This is a genomic window from Marinomonas rhodophyticola, from assembly GCF_026113935.1.
Taxonomy (GTDB): domain Bacteria; phylum Pseudomonadota; class Gammaproteobacteria; order Pseudomonadales; family Marinomonadaceae; genus Marinomonas; species Marinomonas rhodophyticola.
This window is the reverse complement of sequence record NZ_JAPEUL010000009.1, coordinates 18,523-39,426: the sequence shown is the minus strand read 5'-3', so window position 1 is coordinate 39,426 and position 20,904 is coordinate 18,523. Positions and strand designations below refer to the sequence as shown.

The following is a 20,904-nucleotide window of genomic DNA, read 5'->3' as shown; positions in this document are numbered from 1 at the left end:
AGCCATGGCGAGACTTAAGCAAGTTTATAAAGATCAAGTTGTAGCAAAACTTACAGAAGAGTTTGGTTACAAAAACGTGATGGAAGTGCCTAAAATCACTAAAATCACTTTAAATATGGGTGTTGGTGAAGCAATCGCAGACAAGAAACTTCTTGAGCATGCGGTAAATGATCTTCAAGCACTTAGCGGCCAGAAAGTAGTAGTAACTAAGGCTCGTAAATCTGTAGCAGGCTTTAAAATCCGTGACGGTTACCCGATCGGTTGTAAAGTGACGCTACGTGGCGACCGTATGTGGGATTTCTTTGACCGTTTGGTTGATGTAGCTATCCCACGTATTCGTGACTTCCGTGGACTTAATCCTAAGTCTTTTGACGGTCGCGGTAACTACAGTATGGGTGTTAAAGAGCAAATCATCTTCCCTGAAATCGACTACGATAAAGTAGACCGTGTACGTGGTATGGATATTACCATTACAACGACTGCTCGTACCGACGAAGAAGGTCGTGCTTTGCTAGCCGCCTTTAGTTTCCCTTTCAAGAAATAAGAGGTAGGAATCATGGCTAAAGTATCAATGATTCAGCGCGAAGCAAAACGTACCAAATTAGTAGCTAAGTTCGCTGAAAAGCGTGCTGCTCTAAAAGCGATCATTAGCGACGTTAATGCATCGGACGATGAAAAGTGGGAAGCGACGCTTAAATTGCAAGCGCTTCCACGCGATTCATCTTCTTCTCGTCAGCGTAATCGTTGCCAAATCACAGGTCGTCCGCACGGTGTATACCGTCGCTTCGGTCTGTCTCGTATCAAACTGCGTGAAGCAGCGATGCGTGGTGACGTACCAGGCTTGAAGAAAGCTAGTTGGTAAGCAAGTAGAGCGCGATCATAATACATGGCAGTGAGTGGGGTGTCTAAATACTGGACATTCTGCTCGCTGCTGTGTACTATGCGCGAGCTCTATTTGCTGCACAATGGTTTTTAAATTAGGAGGCTCTTAAATGAGTATGCAAGATACCCTTGCGGATATGTTTACACGTATTCGTAATGCCCAGATGGCTGCGAAGTCTTCTGTGAGTATGCCTTCATCAAAAATGAAAGCATCTATTGCTGCTGTTCTACGCGAAGAAGGTTACGTAGGTGACTTCTCTGTAGACGAAGCAGTGAAACCAACGCTTACAATCGAGTTGAAATACTACGAAGGTAAGCCAGTTATCGAACAAATCAAACGCGCATCTCGCCCAAGTTTGCGTCAATACAAAGGCACAGCATCACTACCTAAAGTAGAAGCTGGTCTTGGTGTTGCAATCATCTCTACCTCTAAAGGTGTGATGACAGACCGTGCAGCTCGTGCTGCTGGTATCGGTGGCGAAGTAATCTGCACAGTATTCTAGGAGTTAGTATGTCTCGAGTTGCTAATAGTCCCGTGACGCTTCCTAGTGGTGTAGATTTAACCCTAAATGGACAAACTGTCGTTGTTAAAGGCGGTAAAGGTTCTTTAGAGTTTAATGTTCACACAAGCGTACAAGTGTCTAAAGAAGAAAATGTTATTACCTTCGCTGCGCGCGATGGTGCAAAACAAAGCCGTGCCTTAGCTGGTACAACTCGTGCTTTGGTTAACAACATGGTTGTTGGTGTTAGTCAGGGTTTTGAGAAAAGATTGCTTCTTCAAGGTGTTGGTTACCGTGCTGCGCTTAAAGGCAACGTGCTTAACCTATCTCTGGGTTTCTCTCACCCAGTTGATTATGAACTACCTGAAGGCATCACAGCTGAATGTGCTTCTCAAACAGAAATCGTGATTCGTGGCATTGATAAACAAGCCGTTGGTCAGGTTGCTGCAGAAGTTCGCGGTTTCCGTCCACCAGAGCCATATAAAGGCAAAGGTGTTCGCTATGCTGACGAGATTATTCGTCGTAAAGAAGCTAAGAAGAAGTAGGTAGACATTCATGAACACTAAAAAACAATCTCGGATTCGTCGTGCACGTCGTGCTCGTTTGCATATTCGTGACTTAGGTGCGAATCGTCTTACTGTACATCGCACACCACGCCATATGTATGCTCAAGTGATTTCTCCTTGTGGAAGTAAAGTGCTAGCAAGCGCTTCTACACTTGAAGAAGCTCTTCGTGGCTCAGCGACTGGTAACAAAGCAGCGGCTAAAGAAGTCGGTACTTTGATTGCTGCTCGCGCTAAAGAAGCAGGTGTCACTTCGGTCGCTTTTGACCGTTCTGGCTTCAAATATCATGGTCGCGTTCAGGTTCTTGCTGACGCTGCACGTGAAGCCGGTCTAGAGTTCTAAGGGGTAGCAAATGGCAGTTAATGATCAACAAACTAGCGACCTCCAAGAGAAGCTAGTACAAGTAAACCGCGTTGCTAAAGTAGTGAAAGGTGGTCGTATCTTCTCTTTCACAGCTTTGACAGTCGTTGGTGATGGTAAAGGTAAGGTTGGCTTCGGTCGCGGTAAAGCGCGTGAAGTTCCTCAAGCAATTCAAAAAGCTATGGAACAAGCTCGCCGTAACATGATTTCTGTTAAGCTTGATGGCGATACACTTCAGTATCCAGTTAAAGCAAATCATGGTGCGTCTAATGTTTACATGCAGCCTGCGTCTCAAGGTACTGGTATCATAGCCGGTGGTGCAATGCGTGCGGTTCTAGAAATCGCTGGCGTTCACAACGTATTGGCAAAATGTTACGGTTCTACAAACCCAGTAAACGTAGTTCGCGCTACGATCAAAGGTTTGCAGGATATGAAAGCACCTGAACAAATCGCGGCTAAACGCGGTAAGTCAGTCGATCAAATTTTGGGGTAATGTGTTATGGCGAATAATACCATCACAGTTCAACTAACCCGCAGCCCGATCGGTCGTCTTCCAAAGCACCGTGAAACTGTTAAAGGCTTGGGTTTGCGTAAAGTTGGCCAAACTCGTCAGTTGGAAGATACTCCTTCTGTACGTGGTATGGTTAATAAAGTTTATTACATGGTTAAAGTGGTAGGGGAATAACATGTTCTTAAATACACTTCGTCCTGGCGAAGGTAGCAAGCATGCTCCTAAACGTGTTGGTCGCGGCATTGGTAGCGGCTTGGGCAAAACCGGCGGACGAGGCCATAAAGGTCTTAAATCTCGCTCTGGTGGCTCAGTAAAACCTGGTTTTGAAGGTGGTCAAATGCCTTTGCAGCGTCGTCTGCCAAAATTCGGTTTTACTTCACGTCAGGCAAAGTATGTTGCTGAGGTTCGTTTAAACGAGCTTGCTGCTGTAAATGCTGAAGTTGTAGATTTGGCTGCTCTTAAAGGCGCCGACATTCTTGGTCATCAGATTAAGACAGCTCGTGTAATCTTGTCAGGCTCAATCGACAAAGCGGTTACCGTTCGTGGTCTTAAAGTGACTAAAGGTGCTCGTGCCGCTATTGAAGCAGCTGGCGGAAAAGTCGAGGAATAAATGGCAAAGCGTGGCTCACTACCAGCTGGAATGCAAAACGGATTAGGCGAGCTTTGGAACTCGTATCCGTTTCGTGTTTTTGGCAATTATTGTATACCGAATTGGTGCACATATTCCTGTTCCGGGTATTAACCCTGATAGGTTATCAGCCCTGTTTGATCAAAATGAAGGCACTATTCTGAGTTTATTTAACGTATTCTCAGGGGGCGCGCTCGAACGCATGAGTATTCTTGCGCTTGGGATTTTGCCCTATATTTCTGCTTCAATTATCATGCAGTTATTGACGGTTGTGAGTCCGCAGCTAGAGCAGCTTAAGAAAGAGGGTGAAGCGGGTCGTCGTAAGATTACTCAGTACACTCGTTACGGTACGGTGCTTCTTGCTCTTATTCAGTCTGCCAGTATGGCGGTTGGTTTGGCAAGCCAAGGTATCTCGTTTAGTAGCGGCATTGAGTTCTATGCTGTTGCTGTCGTGACGCTTGTTGCTGGTACTGTTTTCTTAATGTGGTTAGGTGAGCAAGTTACTGAGAAAGGGATTGGTAATGGTATTTCCATATTAATCTTTGCAGGTATCGTTGCTGGCTTGCCTTCTGCTTTAGGTCGTTCGTTTGAATCGGCTCGTCAAGGCGATATAAATATTTTAGCTTTGTTGTTGATTGGTATATTGGCCATTGCGACGATTGCGTTTGTTGTTTTCATCGAACGTGGTCAGCGTCGTATAACGGTTAATTATGCTAAGCGTCAGCAAGGCAAAAAGGTGTTTGCCGCACAAAAGAGTCATTTGCCGCTTAAGGTGAATATGGCCGGGGTTATTCCGCCTATATTTGCTTCAAGTATCCTTCTTTTTCCAGCTTCGATTGGACAATGGTTCGGTCAAGGTGAGGGGATGGAATGGTTGCAAAATACCTCTTTGGCTCTAGCTCCTGGGCAACCGCTCTATGTGCTGTTGTTTGCGATAGCAATTGTATTCTTTTGCTTCTTCTATACAGCGCTAGTGTTCAATCCTAAAGATGTGGCAGATAACTTGAAAAAATCCGGTGCTTTTTTACCGGGTATTCGTCCAGGCGATCATACAGCTCGATATATTGATGGTGTAATGACTCGTTTGACACTGTTTGGTGCTTTATACATCACGCTTGTGTCACTGATGCCTCAGTTCTTTGTTGTTGCGTGGAATGTTCCATTCTACTTTGGCGGTACCTCTATGTTAATCGTAGTCGTTGTTGTCATGGACTTTATGTCGCAAGTTCAAAGTCATTTGATGAGTCAGCAATACGAATCATTAATGAAGAAATCTAATCTGACTGGTTATGGTCCAAATGGCCTAATGCGCTGAGCGTAAGGTTGGAGTTGAACATGAAAGTACGTGCATCTGTAAAGAAAATCTGTCGTAACTGCAAAATCGTTCGTCGTAACGGTTCAGTTCGAGTGATTTGCGTTGAACCTCGTCACAAACAGCGTCAAGGTTAATCGCGAGTTTGCTTGATGACAGGAAAGGGTGGTTGATTTATGGCCTAAAGATAGGCATAATCAGCCGCCCTCATGAAAGTAAAGTGATGAATTATCATTTAATCATCAATAACAACGGAGTAAAATGAATGGCTCGTATAGCCGGTGTCAATATTCCTGACAATAAACATGCGGTCATTTCTCTGACTTACATCTTCGGAATTGGTCGCACTCGTTCACGCGCAATCTGCGCTGCTGCGGGTGTAGCTGAAACTGCGAAAATTGGTTCATTAAGTGACGAAGTCCTTGATGAGCTTCGTGGCCAAGTTGCTAAGTACACTGTAGAGGGTGACTTACGTCGTGAAGTCAGTATGTCTATCAAACGTTTGATGGACCTAGGTTGTAATCGCGGGATTCGTCATCGCCGCAGCCTACCTGTTCGTGGTCAACGTACCAAAACGAACGCTCGTACACGAAAAGGCCCACGTAAGCCTATTCGTAAGTAATATAAACGCGTTTCGCTCTAGCCACAAAGTTTGCTAGAGCTGAGCATTAAATAGGAAAAGTGCAATATGGCTAAGCCAGCTACGCGCAACACCAAGAAAAAAGTCAAAAAGACGGTCGTCGACGGTGTTGCTCATGTACACGCGTCATTTAACAATACGATCGTGACTATCACTGACCGCCAAGGCAATGCTTTGTCTTGGGCTACTGCCGGTGGTTCTGGTTTTCGCGGATCTCGTAAAAGTACTCCTTTCGCAGCTCAAGTAGCCGCGGAACGTGCCGGTGCTGTCGCACAAGAGTTCGGCCTTAAAAACGTTGACGTAATGATTAAGAGCCTGAGTCCTGGTCGTGAGTCCGCAGTTCGTGCATTGAATGCATTGGGCTTGCGTATCAATAACATCACAGATGTGACGCCAATTCCGCATAACGGTTGCCGTCCACCTAAGAAACGTCGCGTTTAATTGAGGAGACAGATACATGGCTCGTTATATAGGTCCAACTTGTAAGTTGTCTCGTCGTGAAGGTACCGACTTGCAATTGAAGAGCGGTTCACGCGCTCTTGAGTCGAAATGTAAAGTAGAGACGGTTCCTGGTGTGCATGGTGCACGTCGTGGTCGTCTTTCTGATTACGGCTTGCAATTACGTGAGAAACAAAAAGTACGTCGTATGTACGGTATTCTAGAAAAACAATTCCGTAACTACTACAAATCTGCAGCTCGTCTTAAAGGTGCAACAGGTGAAAACCTTCTGCAACTTTTAGAATCACGTTTAGACAACGTTGTATACCGCGCAGGTTTTGGTTCTACGCGTGCGGAAGCTCGTCAGCTAGTAGGCCATAAAGGTATTCTAGTAAATGGCGCTACGGTTAACATTCCGTCTTACCAAGTTAAAGCTGGTGACGTCGTGTCAATTCGTGAAAAAGCTAAGAAGCAATTGCGTGTACAAAGCGCATTAGAGCTATCTAAAGGTCGTGCACCGATCCATTGGATCGAGGTTGATTCAACTAAACTGGAAGCAACTTACAAAGCTGTTCCAGAGCGTGCCGATTTATCAGCTGAAATTAATGAGAACCTAATTGTCGAACTTTACTCTAAGTAAGTTGGCAATTAGGATTAAGAAATAGGTGGATCTATGCAGCGTTCAGTGAGCGAATTGTTAACCCCACGCAACATTGAAGTTCAGGAACTAGGCAACTGTCGCGCTAAAGTTACACTACAACCGCTAGAGCGTGGTTTTGGTCATACTTTGGGTAACGCTTTGCGCCGTATCCTGCTTTCTTCAATGCCAGGTTGTGCGATTGTTGAAGTTGAAATCGACGGTGTATTACACGAATACAGCGCAATCGAAGGGGTTAAAGAAGATGTAATTGAAATTCTTCTTAACCTGAAAGGAGTTGCGATCGCTCTACACGGGCAAGATGAAGCAACTCTTACTCTAAGTAAAAAAGGTCCTGGTATCGTAACAGCTGGAGATATCCAGTTAGTTGCTGATGCAGAGATCGCTAACCCGGATCATGTTATTGCGCACTTAGACGATACTGCTGAGTTAACGATGCAGATCAAAGTCGCTCGTGGCCGTGGTTATGAGCCTGCTGATGCTCGTGTTGCTGGCGACGATGAGACTCGTCCAATCGGTCGCTTGCAACTGGATGCCTCATTCAGCCCTGTTCGCCGTGTTGCGTACAGTGTCGATAATGCTCGTGTTGAGCAGCGTACAGATTTAGATAAGTTAGTCTTAGACATCGAATCTAATGGTACAATCGATCCTGAAGAAGCAATCCGTCGTGCAGCGACTATTTTGCAACAGCAAATTGCTGTGTTCGTCGCCCTTGAAAGCGAGAGCGAAGCACCTGTTGTAGAAGAAGAGGATGAGATTGATCCAATTTTGCTACGCCCGGTTGATGATCTTGAATTGACCGTTCGCAGTGCTAACTGTTTAAAAGCAGAGAACATTTATTACATCGGTGATTTGATTCAACGCACTGAGGTTGAGCTTCTTAAGACGCCTAACCTAGGTAAGAAGTCGTTAACTGAAATCAAAGATGTTTTAGCACAGCGTGGTTTGTCTTTGGGAATGCGTTTAGAGAATTGGCCACCGGCTAGTTTGAAAGACGATAGCAAAGTTCTAGCTCGCTAGGTCATTGTTCCCTGACCACCGTAGTTTGGTAAGGAATGTAAAATGCGTCATCGTAAGAGTGGACGTCACTTAAACCGTACTAGCTCACATCGTAAAGCGATGTTTAAGAACATGGCTGCTTCTTTGTTCGAACACGAAGTTATCAAGACTACGTTGCCGAAAGCCAAAGAACTACGTCGTGTTGCTGAGCCGTTAATCACATTGGCGAAAGTTGATTCTGTTGCGAATCGTCGCCTTGCCTTTGCTCGTACTCGTAGCAAAGACGCAGTAGGTAAATTGTTCACGGAGCTTGGTCCTCGTTACCAAGCTCGTCCTGGTGGTTATGTTCGCATTCTTAAATGTGGCTTCCGCTCAGGCGACAATGCGCCTATGGCTTATGTTGAATTGGTCGATCGTCCAGTTACAGAAGCCGCTGAGTAATATTAGTCTGTAATAAAAAGCCGAGCTAGGTAACTAGCTCGGCTTTTTTGCATTTAAATTAATGCTTTAACAGCGTATAAAAAAACACCCAATTAAATATGTCTCACTGGGTGTTTGCATTTAGTCAGTCGTAATTAGTTGAGCATCAGTTTTAAAAATCGTCCCGTATGGGATTTCTCTGCTTTTGCAATGTCCTCAGGGGTGCCCTCTGCGATGATATAGCCACCGCCACTGCCTCCTTCTGGTCCTAAATCGACAATCCAGTCAGCCGTTTTTATGACATCAAGATTATGTTCAATGACCACAACTGTGTTACCATGGTCTCTTAAGCGATGAAGTACTTTCAATAGCTGCTCTATGTCTGCGAAGTGTAGACCTGTAGTGGGTTCGTCAAGAATATAGAGCGTTGTCCCAGTGTCTCTTTTAGATAGTTCTTTAGCGAGTTTGACGCGCTGCGCCTCGCCACCCGATAATGTTGTCGCGGCTTGACCGAGGCGGATATAACCTAAACCAACATCCATCAAGGTTTGTAATTTTCGAGCAATAGAAGGGACAGGGTCAAAGAATTCACGTGCATCCTCGATGGTCATTTCAAGGCATTCGTGAATATTCTTGCCCTTATAGTGTATTTCTAAGGTTTCACGGTTGTAACGTTTGCCTTTACAGGTATCGCAAGGGACGTAAATATCTGGCAAAAAGTGCATTTCCACTTTGATTACACCGTCACCCTGACAAGCTTCACAGCGTCCACCTTTGACGTTAAAGCTGAAGCGGCCTGGTTTGTAGCCTCGTGAGCGAGATTCTTGTGTTCCTGAGAACAGCTCCCTCATGGGGGTGAAAATACCAGTATAAGTAGCTGGGTTCGATCTTGGAGTGCGGCCAATTGGGCTTTGATCAATGTCGACACATTTATCGAATAAGTTGAGTCCCTTCAATACGCTCATGCGGTGCCGCTTTAAGTGTTGTTGCGCCATTAAGCGCGGTAGCGGCAAGCGGATACAATGTGCCATTTATTAACGTTGACTTGCCTGAGCCAGATACACCAGTAATACAGGTCATTACCCCGACAGGAATTTTTAAATCTACGGTATTTAAGTTATTGCCTGTGGCGCCAATAAGATTAAGAAACTGTTTGTCTTTGGCTGTGTGTCGGATGGCAGGGATTTCAATTTTGCGTTTGCCCGTTAGAAATTGCCCTGTGACGGATTCTGGGCAGTCCATTATGTCTTGTGGTGTGCCGCTAGCAATAATTTGTCCGCCATGAACCCCTGCACCTGGTCCTATGTCGACCACGAAATCCGCAATACGGATAGCGTCTTCGTCATGCTCGACCACAATGACGGTATTACCTAAGTCTCTCAATCTCGTTAAGGTTGCAATAAGCCGTTCATTGTCCCGTTGGTGTAAGCCGATCGAAGGTTCGTCCAATATATACATGACGCCAACCAGACCAGCACCGATTTGGCTGGCAAGGCGGATTCGTTGTGCTTCGCCGCCAGATAGCGAGTCTGCTTTTCGATCGAGTGTTAGATATTCCAAGCCAACGTTTACCAAGAAGGTTAATCGGTCACGAATCTCTTTAAGAATTTTAGAGGCTATCTCTCCACGTGACCCTGGAAGTTCAAGTGTTTCAAAGTACTTCAAGCATTCAGCGATTGGATAGGTCACCACTTCTGGTAGTGTTTGCTCGGCAATAAAGACGTTGCGAGCGGATCGATTGAGTCGAGATCCATGGCAATCTGGACAAGGCTGAATGCTAATGTACTGCGAAAGATCGTCACGTACACTGTCAGATTCTGTTTCATGGTAGCGGCGTTGTAGATTGGGGATAACACCTTCAAACGCATGCGCACGCGTCATTTTGTCGCCGCGTTCATTGATGTAAACAAAATCTATCTTGTCTTTCCCCGAGCCTTGCAGAATGCGTTTTTTGAACTCACTCGGTATGTCTTTGTATTTTGCTTCTATATCAAAACCGTAATGTTTTGCTAGCGCGCTAAGCTGTTGATAGTAGAAAATGCTGCGTCTACCCCAACCGCGAATTGCACCTTCCGCTAAGGTCAAGGTTTCATCTTGAATAATGCGTTCAGGATCAAACATTTGATGTGTGCCAAGGCCATCACAGGTCTGACAGGCACCATTCGGATTGTTAAATGAAAAGAGGCGTGGTTCCAACTCGGTCAGGCTGTAACCGCAGACCGGGCAGGCGAACTTACTGGAAAAAATGTATTCCTCTTTTTCATCATCCATATTGATGACTTTAGCTATGCCGTCGGATAAACCAAGGCACGTTTCAAACGATTCTGCCAAGCGCAATTGTAGGTCAGAGCGTACTTTGAAACGGTCAATAACCACTTCAATTGTATGTTTTTTGTTCTTTTCTAAGGTTGGGGCATCATCGAGATCGACAATAATGCCATTGATTCGTGCGCGGATAAAACCTTTTGAGAGCAAATCGCTAATAGTGTGCAGGTGCTCGCCTTTGCGATCCTTTATAATAGGGGCAAGCAGCATCATCTTAGTGTCTTCTGGTAGCGATATAACTTTATCGACCATTTGTGATATGGTTTGTGCCTCTAGCGGTTCGCCATGATCTGGACAGCGAGGCTGCCCTGCACGAGCAAATAACAATCGTAGATAATCATAGATTTCTGTTATTGTACCGACTGTTGATCGAGGGTTATGGGAAGTTGATTTTTGTTCGATAGAGATAGCAGGGGAAAGGCCTTCAATGTGGTCTATGTCCGGCTTCTCCATCATTGACAAAAATTGTCTTGCGTACGTAGACAATGATTCTACATAGCGACGTTGACCTTCCGCATAGAGTGTATCGAACGCAAGAGAGGATTTGCCCGAGCCAGATAGGCCAGTAATCACCACAAGTTTGTCTCTTGGGATGTCTAGGTCCACATTTTTTAGATTGTGAGTGCGGAATCCGCGTATGGTAATGGTATCCATGAGTCTCCAATGTGAAGTCGATCAACAGAAAGTAATCTGCTAGTAAATTAAATAACTGTCTATTTTTACAGTAGTTGAAATGGAGCTTCAACGGTATTTTTTGTAAAATTGACAATCTTTTTTCTTAATACCCAAGTTAAACGGTTTAAACCACTTTATGGATCTACTCGAACGTCGTTCAGTTCTTGCTTTAGCGCTGATTTATTTGTTCAGAATGTTGGGCTTGTTTCTCATTATGCCCGTGATCAGTGTCGCCGCTGATGGGCTGACTGGTGCGGATGCTGCCTTAATTGGGACTGCCATTGGTATTTATGGTCTGACTCAAGCGAGTCTGCAAATCCCGATGGGTATGTGGTCTGACAAGATTGGCCGTAAACGCGTCATTATCATCGGACTCCTATTGTTTGCTGTAGGGAGTTTGATTTGTGCCAATGCCAACGACATCAATACCTTGATAGTCGGACGGGCTATTCAGGGTGCCGGCGCGATTGCTAGCACCTTAATGGCATTACTCAGTGATGTGACAAGAGAGCAAAATCGGACGAAGGCGATGGCCATCGTTGGTATCAGTATCGGTGCTTCGTTTATGTTGTCTTTGGTTTTAGGGCCTTGGATTTTTGCTTTGGTCGGACTTTCAGGTTTATTTTATTTATCCTTTGCACTCTCTTTACTGGGTATAGCCTTGATCGTTTTTGCTGTGCCGAATATCGTTCAACATACTTTTCGACGGGACACCACCCCTAGTCTTCAGGCATTAGGTTTGGTACTAAAAGATGCAAAATTACGCTTCTTAAATGTGAGTGTTTTATTACTTCACGCAAGTTTGACGGCATTGTTTGTTACTGTGCCGAACTTATTGATTCAGCAGTTTGGATTGCCCTTGTCACAACATAGCTGGCTATACTTAGCCATCATGGGTTTTGCCTTCGCAGGTATGTTACCATTGGTGATTATCGCTGAATCAAAAGGTAAGACAAAAGCGATCTTGATTGCCGTGATGTTGTTGTTGGGTTTAAGTTCGATATTATTGCAATGGGCGCCCTATTTATGGCTCTTTGGGCTTTTACTGTGGGTTTATTTTGTCGGCTTTAACTCATTAGAGGCCGTGCTGCCCTCACTTCTTAGTAAGTTGGCACCAGTCGGTTATCGCGGTACGGCAATGGGTGTGTTTTCTACCCATCAATTTATGGGTTCATTTTTGGGTGGTGTTTGCGGCGGTTGGCTGCTTCAGAATCACTCGAATAGCGGTGTCTTTTGGGTAGTTGGGGTGGTGTTTTTGGCCTGGTCGCTTGTTTGTGCCGTTCAGCCTGCGCCGCGTCAATTGAGTAGTTTGGCGTTTAGCTTGCCCAATATGACAGATGAAGAAATAACGAAGTTGGCGGATCAACTTGCTGAAATCCAAGGAGTGGAAGGTATGCAAATTTTTAAAGATGAGCAAACGGCTTATCTGAAAGTTGATAAGAAGGTATTAGACAAAGAGGCTTTGGTGCGTCTGGCGCCACAAGTAAGCCTTTAAGTAAAACACTATTCTATATTTTAGTTGGAGAAAAACGTCATGGCACGTGGAATAAACAAAGTAATCTTGATCGGTAACGCAGGCAATGATGCCGAAGTGCGTTTTATGCCATCTGGCGCCGCCGTTGCAAACGTTAACTTGGCAACAACAGAGAGCTGGCGTGATAAGCAGACCGGTCAAATGCAAGAGCGTACCGAATGGCATCGAGTGTCTTTTATGGATCGTGGTAACTTCCGTCTTGGTCAAATTGCAGGCGATTTTATTAAAAAGCACTCTAAGGTATACGTTGAAGGTTCGTTGCGTACTCGTGAGTGGGAAAAAGATGGCATTAAGCGCTACACCACTGAGATCGTTGCGAATGAAATGCAATTGCTAGACGGCCGTGGCGATGGTGCTGGACAGCAAAGTGGTGGCTACGACTCTATGCAAGGTGGTGGCGGTTATGGCAGTGCTCCACAACAATCTGCCGCACCACAACAAGGCGGCTACGGTCAAGCGCCTGCGCATCAGGCGCCACAACAGCACACACCTCAAGGCGGGTTTAATCAGCCTCAAGGTGGTTATGGTCAAGCACCACAACAACCCGTGCATCAACCAGCGGCGCCACAAGCACAACCACAATCTTTTGGTAGCTGGGGCAATGCGCCACAGCAAGCGCCCGCTCAAGCTGCACCGCAACATCGTGCACCACAGCAGCCAGCGCCACAGCGTGCCCCTGAGCCAAAACCTCAGCAGGCACCGAACTTTGATGACTTCGACGATGATATTCCGTTTTAACGGTTACTAGAGATATCAGAAGGTCTTTGTGATCTAGGTTGATGTAATAAAGGCTCCTCTTTAGGGGCCTTTGTTGTTATATAATGGTTTGCTATATCGAATGAGTGAATCAAAGAGGTGTTTACTGTGAACGACGAAGATGAAACGTCTTTGTTTGCTCAAGAAGTGGCGGGTATTAAGCCGCTTGAAAAAAGCGAAGTATATCTAGGCAAAAAAGGCCCCATGGTCGACTTTGCTGCTCGCCAAAAAGCGGCGTTGATTGCGAAGGAGGCGGACCGGAATCACTTGTCGCAAGATTATGTGGAGAAAGTGGAGCCTAATGATGTGCTTGAGTATAAGCGCTCTGGTGTTCAAGACGGGGTGTTTAAGCGTCTTAGGCAGGGCAAGTATGGTATTGAGGCGCGTTTAGACTTGCATCGTCATACGGTGGCTCAGGCGCGGGAGCACGTCTATCAATTTACAGATGATTGTATGCGTCATGATATCCGCGTCGCTATCATAGTGCATGGTAAGGGGGATCGCACGCCGGACCCAGATAGCCAAGCGATGATCAAAAGTCATATCAATAAATGGCTCAGAGAGTTGGACGCTGTGATGGCCTTTCATAGTGCACAGCGGCATCATGGTGGTTTGGGAGCCGTGTATGTATTGTTTAAAAAAACAGAAAAAGCGCGTTTAGATGATTGGGAAAAACACCAAAAGCGTTGATGCGTTGTGTGGTTTGAAATGGGAGTGTCTACGTTAGTTCGTGCAGTAAAAGCCATATTTTTGCTATAATCCCGCCACTTTGCTGTCTTGGACTTATGTTGTCTTGAGTGTACCCAAGCTGCCCCAAAACATTGTAATGATCGTATTCTAATTCTATCGAGGTAGAGAATGGCAAATAGCACCGCGCACCATCCTGCGTTTACGTTTCTTCGCAGTGAATATATCGATGCTCTTAACGTTACCGTTCAAGAGTTTGAGCACGCCGTAACGGGTGCTAAGCATTTTCATATCGCGTCTGAGAATGACGAAAATGTTTTTTTAGTGGGTTTAAAAACCGTTCCGACGGATTCTTGTGGTGTGGCGCATATTCTTGAACACACCGTATTATGTGGTTCTGAGCGATTCCCAGTACGTGATCCGTTTTTTATGATGATTCGCCGTTCGTTAAACACCTTTATGAACGCGTTTACTTCTTCAGACTGGACGGCTTATCCGTTTGCTAGCAAGAATAAAAAAGACTTTCACAATCTTTTAGATGTGTACTTAGATGCGGTGTTTTTTTCGCGTCTAGATGAGTTGGACTTTTCACAAGAAGGCCATCGTTTAGAGTTTGCTGAGCCTGACAATGCCGAGTCAGATTTGACCTTTAAGGGTGTGGTATTCAATGAAATGAAAGGGGCAATGAGCTCCACCACGTCCGTGTTGTGGCAAACGCTCACCAAATATTTGTTCCCAAATAATACTTATCACTTTAATTCTGGTGGTGAGCCAACAGACATTCCAGATTTGTCCTACCAGGATCTACTGGCATTTTATCGTACTCATTATCATCCTTCTAATGCTGTATTTATGACCTTTGGCGATATTCCGGCTGAAACATTACAGGCGGAATTTGAAGCGAAAGTATTGAGCCGTTTTGAGCGCTTGCCAGTTGAAGATCAAGTGAGCGTACCGAATGCCAAACGTTACTTCTCGCCTGTGCGCGTGGAAGAAGGTTATGCGGCTGACGAAGTGAAAGAAGATGGCAGTCATGTGGTAGTGGGCTGGTTATTGGGTGAGAGCACAGATTTAAACCAACAGTTTGAAGCGCAATTGCTGTCTAGTGTTTTGCTGGACAACAGCGCGTCGCCTTTATTGCGCGTATTGGAGAACAGCGACCTTGGCCGTGCACCCTCACCAATGTGTGGACTTGAAGACAGCAATAAAGAAATGAGCTTCATGTGTGGTTTGGAAGGCGTCAAACGAGAAGATGCACCAAAGGTAGAGGCGTTAGTCTTGTCGACATTAGAGAGCATTGCCGAAAAAGGCGTGCCACAAGACATGGTGGATGCCATGCTGCATCAATTAGAGTTAAGTCAGCGCGAGATCGGCGGTGGCAGCTATCCTTATGGCTTGCAATTAATATTGGCTGGTTTGTCGACGGCCGTGCATGCCGGTGATGTGATTGCTCAGCTTGATCTTGATCCTGTTATCAATGCGATGCGTGAAAAAGTACAGGATCAACAATATATTCCGAATTTGATCAAGAGCTTGCTGCTAGCGAATGCGCACCGAGTGACGTTAACGTTAAGCCCTGATGATGCGCTTGAAGCACGTCGCAATCAGGCGGAAAAAGACCGTCTTAGTAAAATAAAAGCCGCCTTGTCGGATGCTGAAAAACAGCAGATTATTGCTCGTAGTGCTGCATTGAAAGCGCGTCAATCGCAAGTGGATGACATGAGTATTCTGCCGAAAGTAGGCTTGGAAGATGTTCCAGCACGTTTACCAGAATATGAAAATGACAAAGTGGCGGGTGAGTTGCCAATTACCTTTTATCCACAAGGTACAAATGGTTTGGTTTACCAGCAACTGGTTATAGATCTTCCTGAATTAGATGAGGAAGAAACTGAGCATTTGCCTTTGTTTTCTTCGATGATGACGGAGCTGGGGATTGGTGAGGCAGACTATCTTGCTGTTCAAGAACGCCAAGCTCAGGTCTGTGGTGGTCTGGGAGCATCTAATTCTATTCGTGCGACGATTGAAGATCGCCAAGTATTAAATGGCTATTTTATTTTGTCATCCAAAGCCTTGGTGCCAAATGTGAAAGCCATGAGCGAGTTGTTGAAAGACACTATGCTTAATGTGCGCTTTGATGAAGCCAGTCGAGTAAAAGAGCTGATGGCGCAACGTCGTGCTCGTCGTGAACAGTCGATCACAGGTCAAGGTCATTCGCTTGCGATGACAGCGGCGTCTAGTGCAATCTCTGGTTTGGCGGCACAACAGGAAAAATGGAGTGGTATGTCAGGCATTCGTGCTGCGATTGTGTTGGATGATGCGATAAAAGCGGATGGCAAAACAGCGGACAATATTTTAGCTATTTTTAAGCGTTTGCATGAAAAATTGTTGCAAGCAAATAAGCAGCTTTTATTGGTAGCAGAACCCCAGCATGAGGCCAATGTATTGCAAGAGGTGCAGTCAGTTTTTGCTGACTTGCCTGCTGGTCGTGTACAGACTAAGTTCGCTATGCCATCTGTTGACGCTAAAGTAAATGTCGCTTGGCTGACATCAACTCAGGTGAGTTTTTGTAGTAAAGCGTTCCGTACTGCGTACGGAGATCACCCTGATGTAGCGGCTTTGACCGTGTTGGGTGGTTTTTTGCGCAATGGCTTTTTGCACCGTGCAATCCGTGAACAGGGTGGTGCTTACGGCGGTGGTGCAACATTTGATGGCAGCACAGGGTCGTTCCGTTTTTACTCTTATCGTGATCCTCGTTTGACAGAAACCTTGTCTGACTTCGATGCTTCTATTGAATGGATGTTAAACGAAACGCATACTGAAGAGGCGTTGGAAGAAGCCATTTTGGGCGTGATTGGCTCCATGGATAAGCCAAGTTCACCAGCAGGAGAGGCGCAAAGCGATTTCTATGTACATCTGCATGGTCGTAGTTTGGCTTATCGAGAAGCGTTCCGCGCTAAAATTTTGGCGGTAACGATTGAGCAGTTGAGACAGGTTGCTAAAACATACTTAACGAAAGAGAATGAAAATATTGCTGTGGTGACCTCAACGTCGAAGCGTGGAGAGCTAGAAGCATTGGGCTTTGAAATTCAAACCCTTTAAAAATATTGAGACCTGTGCGTGCTCGTTGCGCGCAGGTCTCATTTGATAACAAAAAAACAAAACAGTTTTACTGACGGAAAATTAAATGGATCAGTTTCACGATATACGCCCCTACAACGACGATGAGGTCGCCGAGGTGTTGAACAATTTGGTCGAAACACCAGATTTTATAAATACAATTATTGGTTTTCGTTTCGCGCAATGGCCTAAGTTTTTACGAGCGCCATTGGCGTTCTGCGTTAAATTAGCGTTAAAACGCCAAATTGCCAATATATCAAATGTTCATGCGTTTCAAATGCGCGTCGCAAGCTATATGGAGCGTATGATAAAAACCACGACAACGAATGTTGAGTATCGTGGTATCGAAAAGTTAGAAAAGGGTGTCGGCTATTTATTCTTGTCGAATCATAGAGACATCGCGATGGACCCTGCTTTTGTTAACTATGGTCTGTACTTAGCGGGATTGGATACGGTGCGTATTGCCATTGGTGATAACCTATTGCGTCGCCCATTTGTGTCTGATTTGATGCGCTTAAATAAGAGTTTTATCGTAAAACGTTCCGCGAATGGTATTCGGGAAATGATGGCGGCCTTTGGGCAGTTGTCTGCTTATATTTCTGATTCGCTCATGAAAGATCAGGCTAACATTTGGATTGCTCAAAAAGAGGGGCGTGCCAAAGATGGCTTGGATCAGACTGATCCTGCGATTATTAAGATGTTCTTTATGAGCCAGAAAAAAGAAAAGATCCCTTTTTCTGACGCTATGGCGAATTTGAAAATTGTACCTGTTTCTATTGCTTATGAATACGATCCATGTGCCTTTGATAAAGCGCGTGAATTGCATCAAAAATCGACAACGGACTCTTATGAAAAAGCTGAGTTTGAAGACATAGACAGCATTAAAAATGGCATCGTCGGTCAAAAGGGCAAAGTGGTGGTTACTTTTGGTGATGTCATCAAAGAGGGCTTTGAGACGCCAGAAGAATTTGTTGCGGAAGTCGACCGTCAAATCATTACCAATTATGCGATTCAGTCTACTAATAGAGCAGCGTTTGCTTTGCAGCAAGGCTTGCCTTCAAGTGACAGTGCATTTTCGAATTATCTTGAGCGCTGTCCTGACAATCTAAAAGACACTGTGTTGGCAATGTATGCAAATCCATTGAAGCAGCAACAAAAATATCTTAATGAATAGGTTATGGGGAGTAATCGGTTAATGAATGTAGGGGCGTTTTTACGATCTTGGGTCGGCTCAACAATATTCTCCATTTATTACATGGTATCCACCATTATATTTGGTGTACTTGCGCCATTTGCGACGATTTTATTGCCAAAAAACTATCGTCAACCTGTTTTGAACTTGCACAATAAAGGTTTGTTGTTTGTTTTTCGTGTGTTTTGTGGTGTAAAAGTCGAGATTATTGGTTTAGAGCATATCAATAAAAGCCGTCCTGTTGTGTTGGTAGCGAACCATCAAAGTGAATGGGAAACCTATGTTCTGCAGGTGCTTATGGCACCGGTTTCAACGGTGTTAAAGAAAGAGTTGTTGTCAGTGCCTTTCTTTGGCTGGGGGTTGAGGATGGTGCAGCCAATTGCCATCGATCGTTCACAGCGTACCAATGCGTTGAAGCAAATAATCAGTCAGGGTAAAGAGCGTTTAGACGATGGCCGTTCTGTATTGATTTTTCCGGAAGGAACGCGAATCGCACCGAATGAAGAGCAGCCTTTTAATAAGGGGGCAGCTATGTTGGCAACGTCGGCAGGTGTGCCCATTCTGCCTGTGGTACACAATGCTGGTTATACTTGGCCTGGTAAGCGTTGGCGTAAGTTCCCGGGATCCATTAGGGTGGTTATTGGGCCGATTATTGAGTCTGAAGGCAAGAAAACCTCTGCATTACATGAAGAAATGGATGTTTGGATGCGAGCTGAAATGGCGAAACTTCCGAAAGGAAATGACTTTCTGTTTTAGCTAAATCGCATGTTAAATTGAAGGCATAAAAAAGCCGCATCAATGATGCGGCTTTTTTGTTGCTCAAGATTATTTATGCTGTGTATTTTTTGAATACTAAGCTGGCGTTGGTGCCGCCGAATCCGAAACTATTAGACATAATCATGTTCAAGTTAGCATTGTCTTTGCGAGTCGTAACGACTGGAATGTTACCTGCCGCTGGATCAAGCTCGTCAATGTTTGCTGATGCTGCGATGAAATCGTTTTCCATCATTAGCAAGCAGTAGATGGCTTCGTGAACGCCAGCAGCCCCCAAAGAGTGGCCAGATAGCGATTTTGTCGAGCTAATTAATGGAATTTTGTCGCCAAATGTTTCATTAACCGCTTGAAGCTCTTTCATGTCGCCAGCAGGCGTACTAGTACCATGAGTGTTGATGTAGTCAATGTTGCCATCAATCGTACTCATTGCCATCTGCATACAACGCACAGCGCCTTCACCAGAAGGGGCTACCATGTCATAACCATCAGAGGTGGCACCGTAACCAACTAGTTCAGCATAGATTTTGGCGCCACGAGCTTTTGCATGCTCTAATTCTTCGATCACCAGCATGCCACCGCCGCCAGCGATAACAAAACCGTCACGGTTTGCATCATAAGCACGAGATGCTTTCTCAGGGGTGTCATTATATTTAGAAGACAACGCGCCCATCGCATCAAACATACAAGTTTGAGTCCAGCTTTCTTCTTCACCACCACCGGCAAAAACGATATCTTGTTTGCCTAACTGGATAAGTTCCATGGCGTTGCCAATGCAGTGCGCACTGGTAGAACAAGCAGAGGTGATAGAGTAGTTAACACCTTTGATTTTGAACGGTGTCGCCAAACAAGCAGAAACGGTACTGCCCATGGTTTGAGTGACGCGGTATGGACCAACGCGTTTAACGCCTTTTTCACGTAGTGTGTCTGCAGAGTCAACTAGGTTTTTGGCCGATGCGCCGCCAGATCCCGCGACTAGACCTGTGCGAATATTGGATACTTGGTCTTCGGTTAAGCCAGCGTCAAGAATGGCTTGTTGCATGGAGACATAAGCATAGGTTGCCGCATCGCCCATGAAGCGACGAATTTTGCGATCAATACTTTCTGCATCTAAATCAATACGACCACAAACGTGGCTACGAAAGCCATGTTCTTTATAGTCTTCAGCGAAACGAATACCTGACTGACCTTCACGTAAGGAGTTTAGAACGCTCTCTTTGTCATTGCCTAGGCAGCTGACAATGCCAAGACCTGTTACTACTACACGACGCATAAATGTGCCTCTTTCATTCTTAATCTTTAGAAGTTATCAGTTGAAGTGAATAAGCCTACACGCAAGTCTTTTGCGGTGTAAATTTCACGGCCATCAACTTTCACACTTCCGTCTGCAATTCCCATTACCAACTTGCGCTCAATAACGCGTTTCAAGCTGATATGAAAAGTAACTTTTTTCGCGGTAGGAAGAATTTGTCCAGTGAATTTCACTTCACCAGAGCCTAATGCGCGTCCGCGGCCTTTGTTGCCTTTCCAGCCAAGAAAAAATCCTACTAGCTGCCACATCGCATCTAAGCCTAGGCAGCCAGGCATAACTGGATCGCCAGGGAAGTGACAGGCAAAAAACCACAGGTCAGGATGTATGTCTAGCTCAGCAATAATTTCGCCTTTGCCGTGTTCCCCGCCTTCAGTCGAGATGTGAGTAATGCGATCCATCATTAGCATATTGCCAACAGGAAGTTGGGCATTGCCTGCACCAAACATTTCACCGTGGCCGCATTTTAATAGTTCGTCTTTTTCAAAAGATGAAGCTGTAGTCATTATAGTCCTATATCCACATCCAGCCGATGACTTAAAATAGTCTGGCGGATTGTCGTGGTCCAGTTTGCAGTAGAAAATCCAACTGATTATATCGGTTTGAAACCCTAATATGAATGTTTG

The 20,904-nt window shown here is 45.2% G+C and carries 22 protein-coding genes and 2 pseudogenes; 21 read left to right on the top strand and 3 right to left on the bottom strand.

Annotated elements, in window-relative coordinates; all coding sequences use genetic code 11:
- The first annotated feature begins 4 nt into the window (after nt 1-4).
- The 15 genes and pseudogenes from rplE to rplQ all read left to right on the top strand — a co-directional run bounded on the left by rplE (nt 5) and on the right by rplQ (nt 7,933).
- Nucleotides 5-544: a 50S ribosomal protein L5 gene (gene rplE, locus ONZ52_RS14535; protein WP_111608634.1), complete on the top strand. Its 540-nt coding sequence runs from the start codon at nt 5-7 to the stop codon at nt 542-544.
- 12 nt (nt 545-556) lie between these two features.
- Nucleotides 557-862 (top strand): 30S ribosomal protein S14, encoded by a 306-nt coding sequence (gene rpsN / locus ONZ52_RS14530; RefSeq protein WP_012071923.1) that lies wholly within the window; start codon nt 557-559, stop codon nt 860-862.
- Nucleotides 863-992: 130 nt separating this feature from the next.
- Nucleotides 993-1,385 carry a 30S ribosomal protein S8 gene (gene rpsH / locus ONZ52_RS14525; protein ID WP_265219466.1) on the top strand — a complete coding sequence of 131 codons (393 nt, stop codon included), beginning with the start codon at nt 993-995 and terminating at the stop codon, nt 1,383-1,385.
- An 8-nt stretch (nt 1,386-1,393) separates the two neighbouring features.
- Nucleotides 1,394-1,927: a 50S ribosomal protein L6 gene (gene rplF, locus ONZ52_RS14520; protein ID WP_265219465.1), complete on the top strand. Its 534-nt coding sequence runs from the start codon at nt 1,394-1,396 to the stop codon at nt 1,925-1,927.
- Between the two features lie 10 nt (nt 1,928-1,937).
- Nucleotides 1,938-2,288 (top strand): 50S ribosomal protein L18, encoded by a 351-nt coding sequence (gene rplR / locus ONZ52_RS14515; protein WP_111608637.1) that lies wholly within the window; start codon nt 1,938-1,940, stop codon nt 2,286-2,288.
- Between the two features lie 10 nt (nt 2,289-2,298).
- Nucleotides 2,299-2,799 (top strand): 30S ribosomal protein S5, encoded by a 501-nt coding sequence (gene rpsE, locus ONZ52_RS14510; RefSeq protein ID WP_111608638.1) that lies wholly within the window; start codon nt 2,299-2,301, stop codon nt 2,797-2,799.
- 6 nt (nt 2,800-2,805) lie between these two features.
- Nucleotides 2,806-2,991 carry a 50S ribosomal protein L30 gene (gene rpmD, locus ONZ52_RS14505; protein WP_111608639.1) on the top strand — a complete coding sequence of 62 codons (186 nt, stop codon included), beginning with the start codon at nt 2,806-2,808 and terminating at the stop codon, nt 2,989-2,991.
- Nucleotide 2,992: 1 nt separating this feature from the next.
- Nucleotides 2,993-3,427, top strand: a complete 435-nt coding sequence (rplO, locus tag ONZ52_RS14500) for a 50S ribosomal protein L15 (RefSeq protein ID WP_111608640.1) — start codon at nt 2,993-2,995, stop codon at nt 3,425-3,427.
- Nucleotides 3,428-4,760 (top strand): annotated as a pseudogene (gene secY / locus ONZ52_RS14495) (preprotein translocase subunit SecY). It begins immediately after the preceding gene.
- Between the two features lie 20 nt (nt 4,761-4,780).
- Nucleotides 4,781-4,894: a 50S ribosomal protein L36 gene (rpmJ, locus tag ONZ52_RS14490; protein ID WP_012071915.1), complete on the top strand. Its 114-nt coding sequence runs from the start codon at nt 4,781-4,783 to the stop codon at nt 4,892-4,894.
- Between the two features lie 128 nt (nt 4,895-5,022).
- A complete protein-coding gene (gene rpsM, locus ONZ52_RS14485) occupies nt 5,023-5,379 on the top strand; it encodes a 30S ribosomal protein S13 (protein WP_265219461.1) in 357 nt (118 codons plus the stop codon).
- Between the two features lie 66 nt (nt 5,380-5,445).
- The gene (gene rpsK, locus ONZ52_RS14480) at nt 5,446-5,838 is read left to right on the top strand and encodes a 30S ribosomal protein S11 (RefSeq protein ID WP_265219460.1); all 393 of its coding nucleotides are present in this window, start codon (nt 5,446-5,448) and stop codon (nt 5,836-5,838) included.
- Nucleotides 5,839-5,854: 16 nt separating this feature from the next.
- The gene (rpsD, locus tag ONZ52_RS14475) at nt 5,855-6,475 is read left to right on the top strand and encodes a 30S ribosomal protein S4 (RefSeq protein ID WP_111608643.1); all 621 of its coding nucleotides are present in this window, start codon (nt 5,855-5,857) and stop codon (nt 6,473-6,475) included.
- Between the two features lie 33 nt (nt 6,476-6,508).
- On the top strand, nt 6,509-7,513 hold the full coding sequence (locus ONZ52_RS14470; RefSeq protein WP_111608644.1) for a DNA-directed RNA polymerase subunit alpha: 1,005 nt from the start codon (nt 6,509-6,511) through the stop codon (nt 7,511-7,513).
- A 42-nt stretch (nt 7,514-7,555) separates the two neighbouring features.
- Nucleotides 7,556-7,933: a 50S ribosomal protein L17 gene (gene rplQ / locus ONZ52_RS14465; protein ID WP_111608645.1), complete on the top strand. Its 378-nt coding sequence runs from the start codon at nt 7,556-7,558 to the stop codon at nt 7,931-7,933.
- Nucleotides 7,934-8,067: 134 nt separating this feature from the next.
- Here rplQ and uvrA read toward each other — a convergent pair.
- Nucleotides 8,068-10,891, bottom strand: a pseudogene (uvrA, locus tag ONZ52_RS14460) (excinuclease ABC subunit UvrA).
- A gap of 157 nt (nt 10,892-11,048) precedes the next feature.
- Between uvrA and ONZ52_RS14455 the strand changes: the two are divergent.
- The 6 genes from ONZ52_RS14455 to ONZ52_RS14430 all read left to right on the top strand — a co-directional run bounded on the left by ONZ52_RS14455 (nt 11,049) and on the right by ONZ52_RS14430 (nt 18,954).
- On the top strand, nt 11,049-12,407 hold the full coding sequence (locus ONZ52_RS14455; protein ID WP_265219455.1) for an MFS transporter: 1,359 nt from the start codon (nt 11,049-11,051) through the stop codon (nt 12,405-12,407).
- Nucleotides 12,408-12,446: 39 nt separating this feature from the next.
- Nucleotides 12,447-13,184: a single-stranded DNA-binding protein gene (gene ssb, locus ONZ52_RS14450; protein ID WP_265219454.1), complete on the top strand. Its 738-nt coding sequence runs from the start codon at nt 12,447-12,449 to the stop codon at nt 13,182-13,184.
- A gap of 126 nt (nt 13,185-13,310) precedes the next feature.
- Nucleotides 13,311-13,892 carry a DNA endonuclease SmrA gene (gene smrA, locus ONZ52_RS14445; RefSeq protein ID WP_265219453.1) on the top strand — a complete coding sequence of 194 codons (582 nt, stop codon included), beginning with the start codon at nt 13,311-13,313 and terminating at the stop codon, nt 13,890-13,892.
- 168 nt (nt 13,893-14,060) lie between these two features.
- Entirely contained in the window at nt 14,061-16,988 is a 2,928-nt protein-coding gene (locus ONZ52_RS14440) for an insulinase family protein (RefSeq protein WP_265219452.1), read from the top strand.
- A gap of 85 nt (nt 16,989-17,073) precedes the next feature.
- Entirely contained in the window at nt 17,074-18,180 is a 1,107-nt protein-coding gene (locus ONZ52_RS14435) for a 1-acyl-sn-glycerol-3-phosphate acyltransferase (RefSeq protein WP_265219451.1), read from the top strand.
- Nucleotides 18,181-18,183: 3 nt separating this feature from the next.
- The gene (locus ONZ52_RS14430; RefSeq protein WP_265219449.1) at nt 18,184-18,954 is read left to right on the top strand and encodes a lysophospholipid acyltransferase family protein; all 771 of its coding nucleotides are present in this window, start codon (nt 18,184-18,186) and stop codon (nt 18,952-18,954) included.
- Nucleotides 18,955-19,027: 73 nt separating this feature from the next.
- Here the strand turns inward: ONZ52_RS14430 and fabB are convergent, their stop codons facing one another.
- The gene (gene fabB, locus ONZ52_RS14425) at nt 19,028-20,242 is read right to left on the bottom strand and encodes a beta-ketoacyl-ACP synthase I (protein WP_265219447.1); all 1,215 of its coding nucleotides are present in this window, start codon (nt 20,240-20,242) and stop codon (nt 19,028-19,030) included.
- Between the two features lie 26 nt (nt 20,243-20,268).
- Entirely contained in the window at nt 20,269-20,784 is a 516-nt protein-coding gene (gene fabA, locus ONZ52_RS14420) for a bifunctional 3-hydroxydecanoyl-ACP dehydratase/trans-2-decenoyl-ACP isomerase (protein WP_265219446.1), read from the bottom strand.
- Nucleotides 20,785-20,904 lie beyond the last annotated feature (120 nt).

Bases quoted from the DNA above. Each gene is read 5' to 3' on its own strand.
- rplE (WP_111608634.1), top strand. From the start codon at position 5: ATGGCGAGACTTAAGCAAGTTTATAAAGATCAAGTTGTAGCAAAACTT.
- rpsN (WP_012071923.1), top strand. From the start codon at position 557: ATGGCTAAAGTATCAATGATTCAGCGCGAAGCAAAACGTACCAAATTA.
- rpsH (WP_265219466.1), top strand. From the start codon at position 993: ATGAGTATGCAAGATACCCTTGCGGATATGTTTACACGTATTCGTAAT.
- rplF (WP_265219465.1), top strand. From the start codon at position 1,394: ATGTCTCGAGTTGCTAATAGTCCCGTGACGCTTCCTAGTGGTGTAGAT.
- rplR (WP_111608637.1), top strand. From the start codon at position 1,938: ATGAACACTAAAAAACAATCTCGGATTCGTCGTGCACGTCGTGCTCGT.
- rpsE (WP_111608638.1), top strand. From the start codon at position 2,299: ATGGCAGTTAATGATCAACAAACTAGCGACCTCCAAGAGAAGCTAGTA.
- rpmD (WP_111608639.1), top strand. From the start codon at position 2,806: ATGGCGAATAATACCATCACAGTTCAACTAACCCGCAGCCCGATCGGT.
- rplO (WP_111608640.1), top strand. From the start codon at position 2,993: ATGTTCTTAAATACACTTCGTCCTGGCGAAGGTAGCAAGCATGCTCCT.
- rpmJ (WP_012071915.1), top strand. From the start codon at position 4,781: ATGAAAGTACGTGCATCTGTAAAGAAAATCTGTCGTAACTGCAAAATC.
- rpsM (WP_265219461.1), top strand. From the start codon at position 5,023: ATGGCTCGTATAGCCGGTGTCAATATTCCTGACAATAAACATGCGGTC.
- rpsK (WP_265219460.1), top strand. From the start codon at position 5,446: ATGGCTAAGCCAGCTACGCGCAACACCAAGAAAAAAGTCAAAAAGACG.
- rpsD (WP_111608643.1), top strand. From the start codon at position 5,855: ATGGCTCGTTATATAGGTCCAACTTGTAAGTTGTCTCGTCGTGAAGGT.
- ONZ52_RS14470 (WP_111608644.1), top strand. From the start codon at position 6,509: ATGCAGCGTTCAGTGAGCGAATTGTTAACCCCACGCAACATTGAAGTT.
- rplQ (WP_111608645.1), top strand. From the start codon at position 7,556: ATGCGTCATCGTAAGAGTGGACGTCACTTAAACCGTACTAGCTCACAT.
- ONZ52_RS14455 (WP_265219455.1), top strand. From the start codon at position 11,049: ATGGATCTACTCGAACGTCGTTCAGTTCTTGCTTTAGCGCTGATTTAT.
- ssb (WP_265219454.1), top strand. From the start codon at position 12,447: ATGGCACGTGGAATAAACAAAGTAATCTTGATCGGTAACGCAGGCAAT.
- ONZ52_RS14440 (WP_265219452.1), top strand. From the start codon at position 14,061: ATGGCAAATAGCACCGCGCACCATCCTGCGTTTACGTTTCTTCGCAGT.
- ONZ52_RS14435 (WP_265219451.1), top strand. From the start codon at position 17,074: ATGGATCAGTTTCACGATATACGCCCCTACAACGACGATGAGGTCGCC.
- ONZ52_RS14430 (WP_265219449.1), top strand. From the start codon at position 18,184: ATGGGGAGTAATCGGTTAATGAATGTAGGGGCGTTTTTACGATCTTGG.
- fabB (WP_265219447.1), bottom strand. From the start codon at position 20,242: ATGCGTCGTGTAGTAGTAACAGGTCTTGGCATTGTCAGCTGCCTAGGC.
- fabA (WP_265219446.1), bottom strand. From the start codon at position 20,784: ATGACTACAGCTTCATCTTTTGAAAAAGACGAACTATTAAAATGCGGC.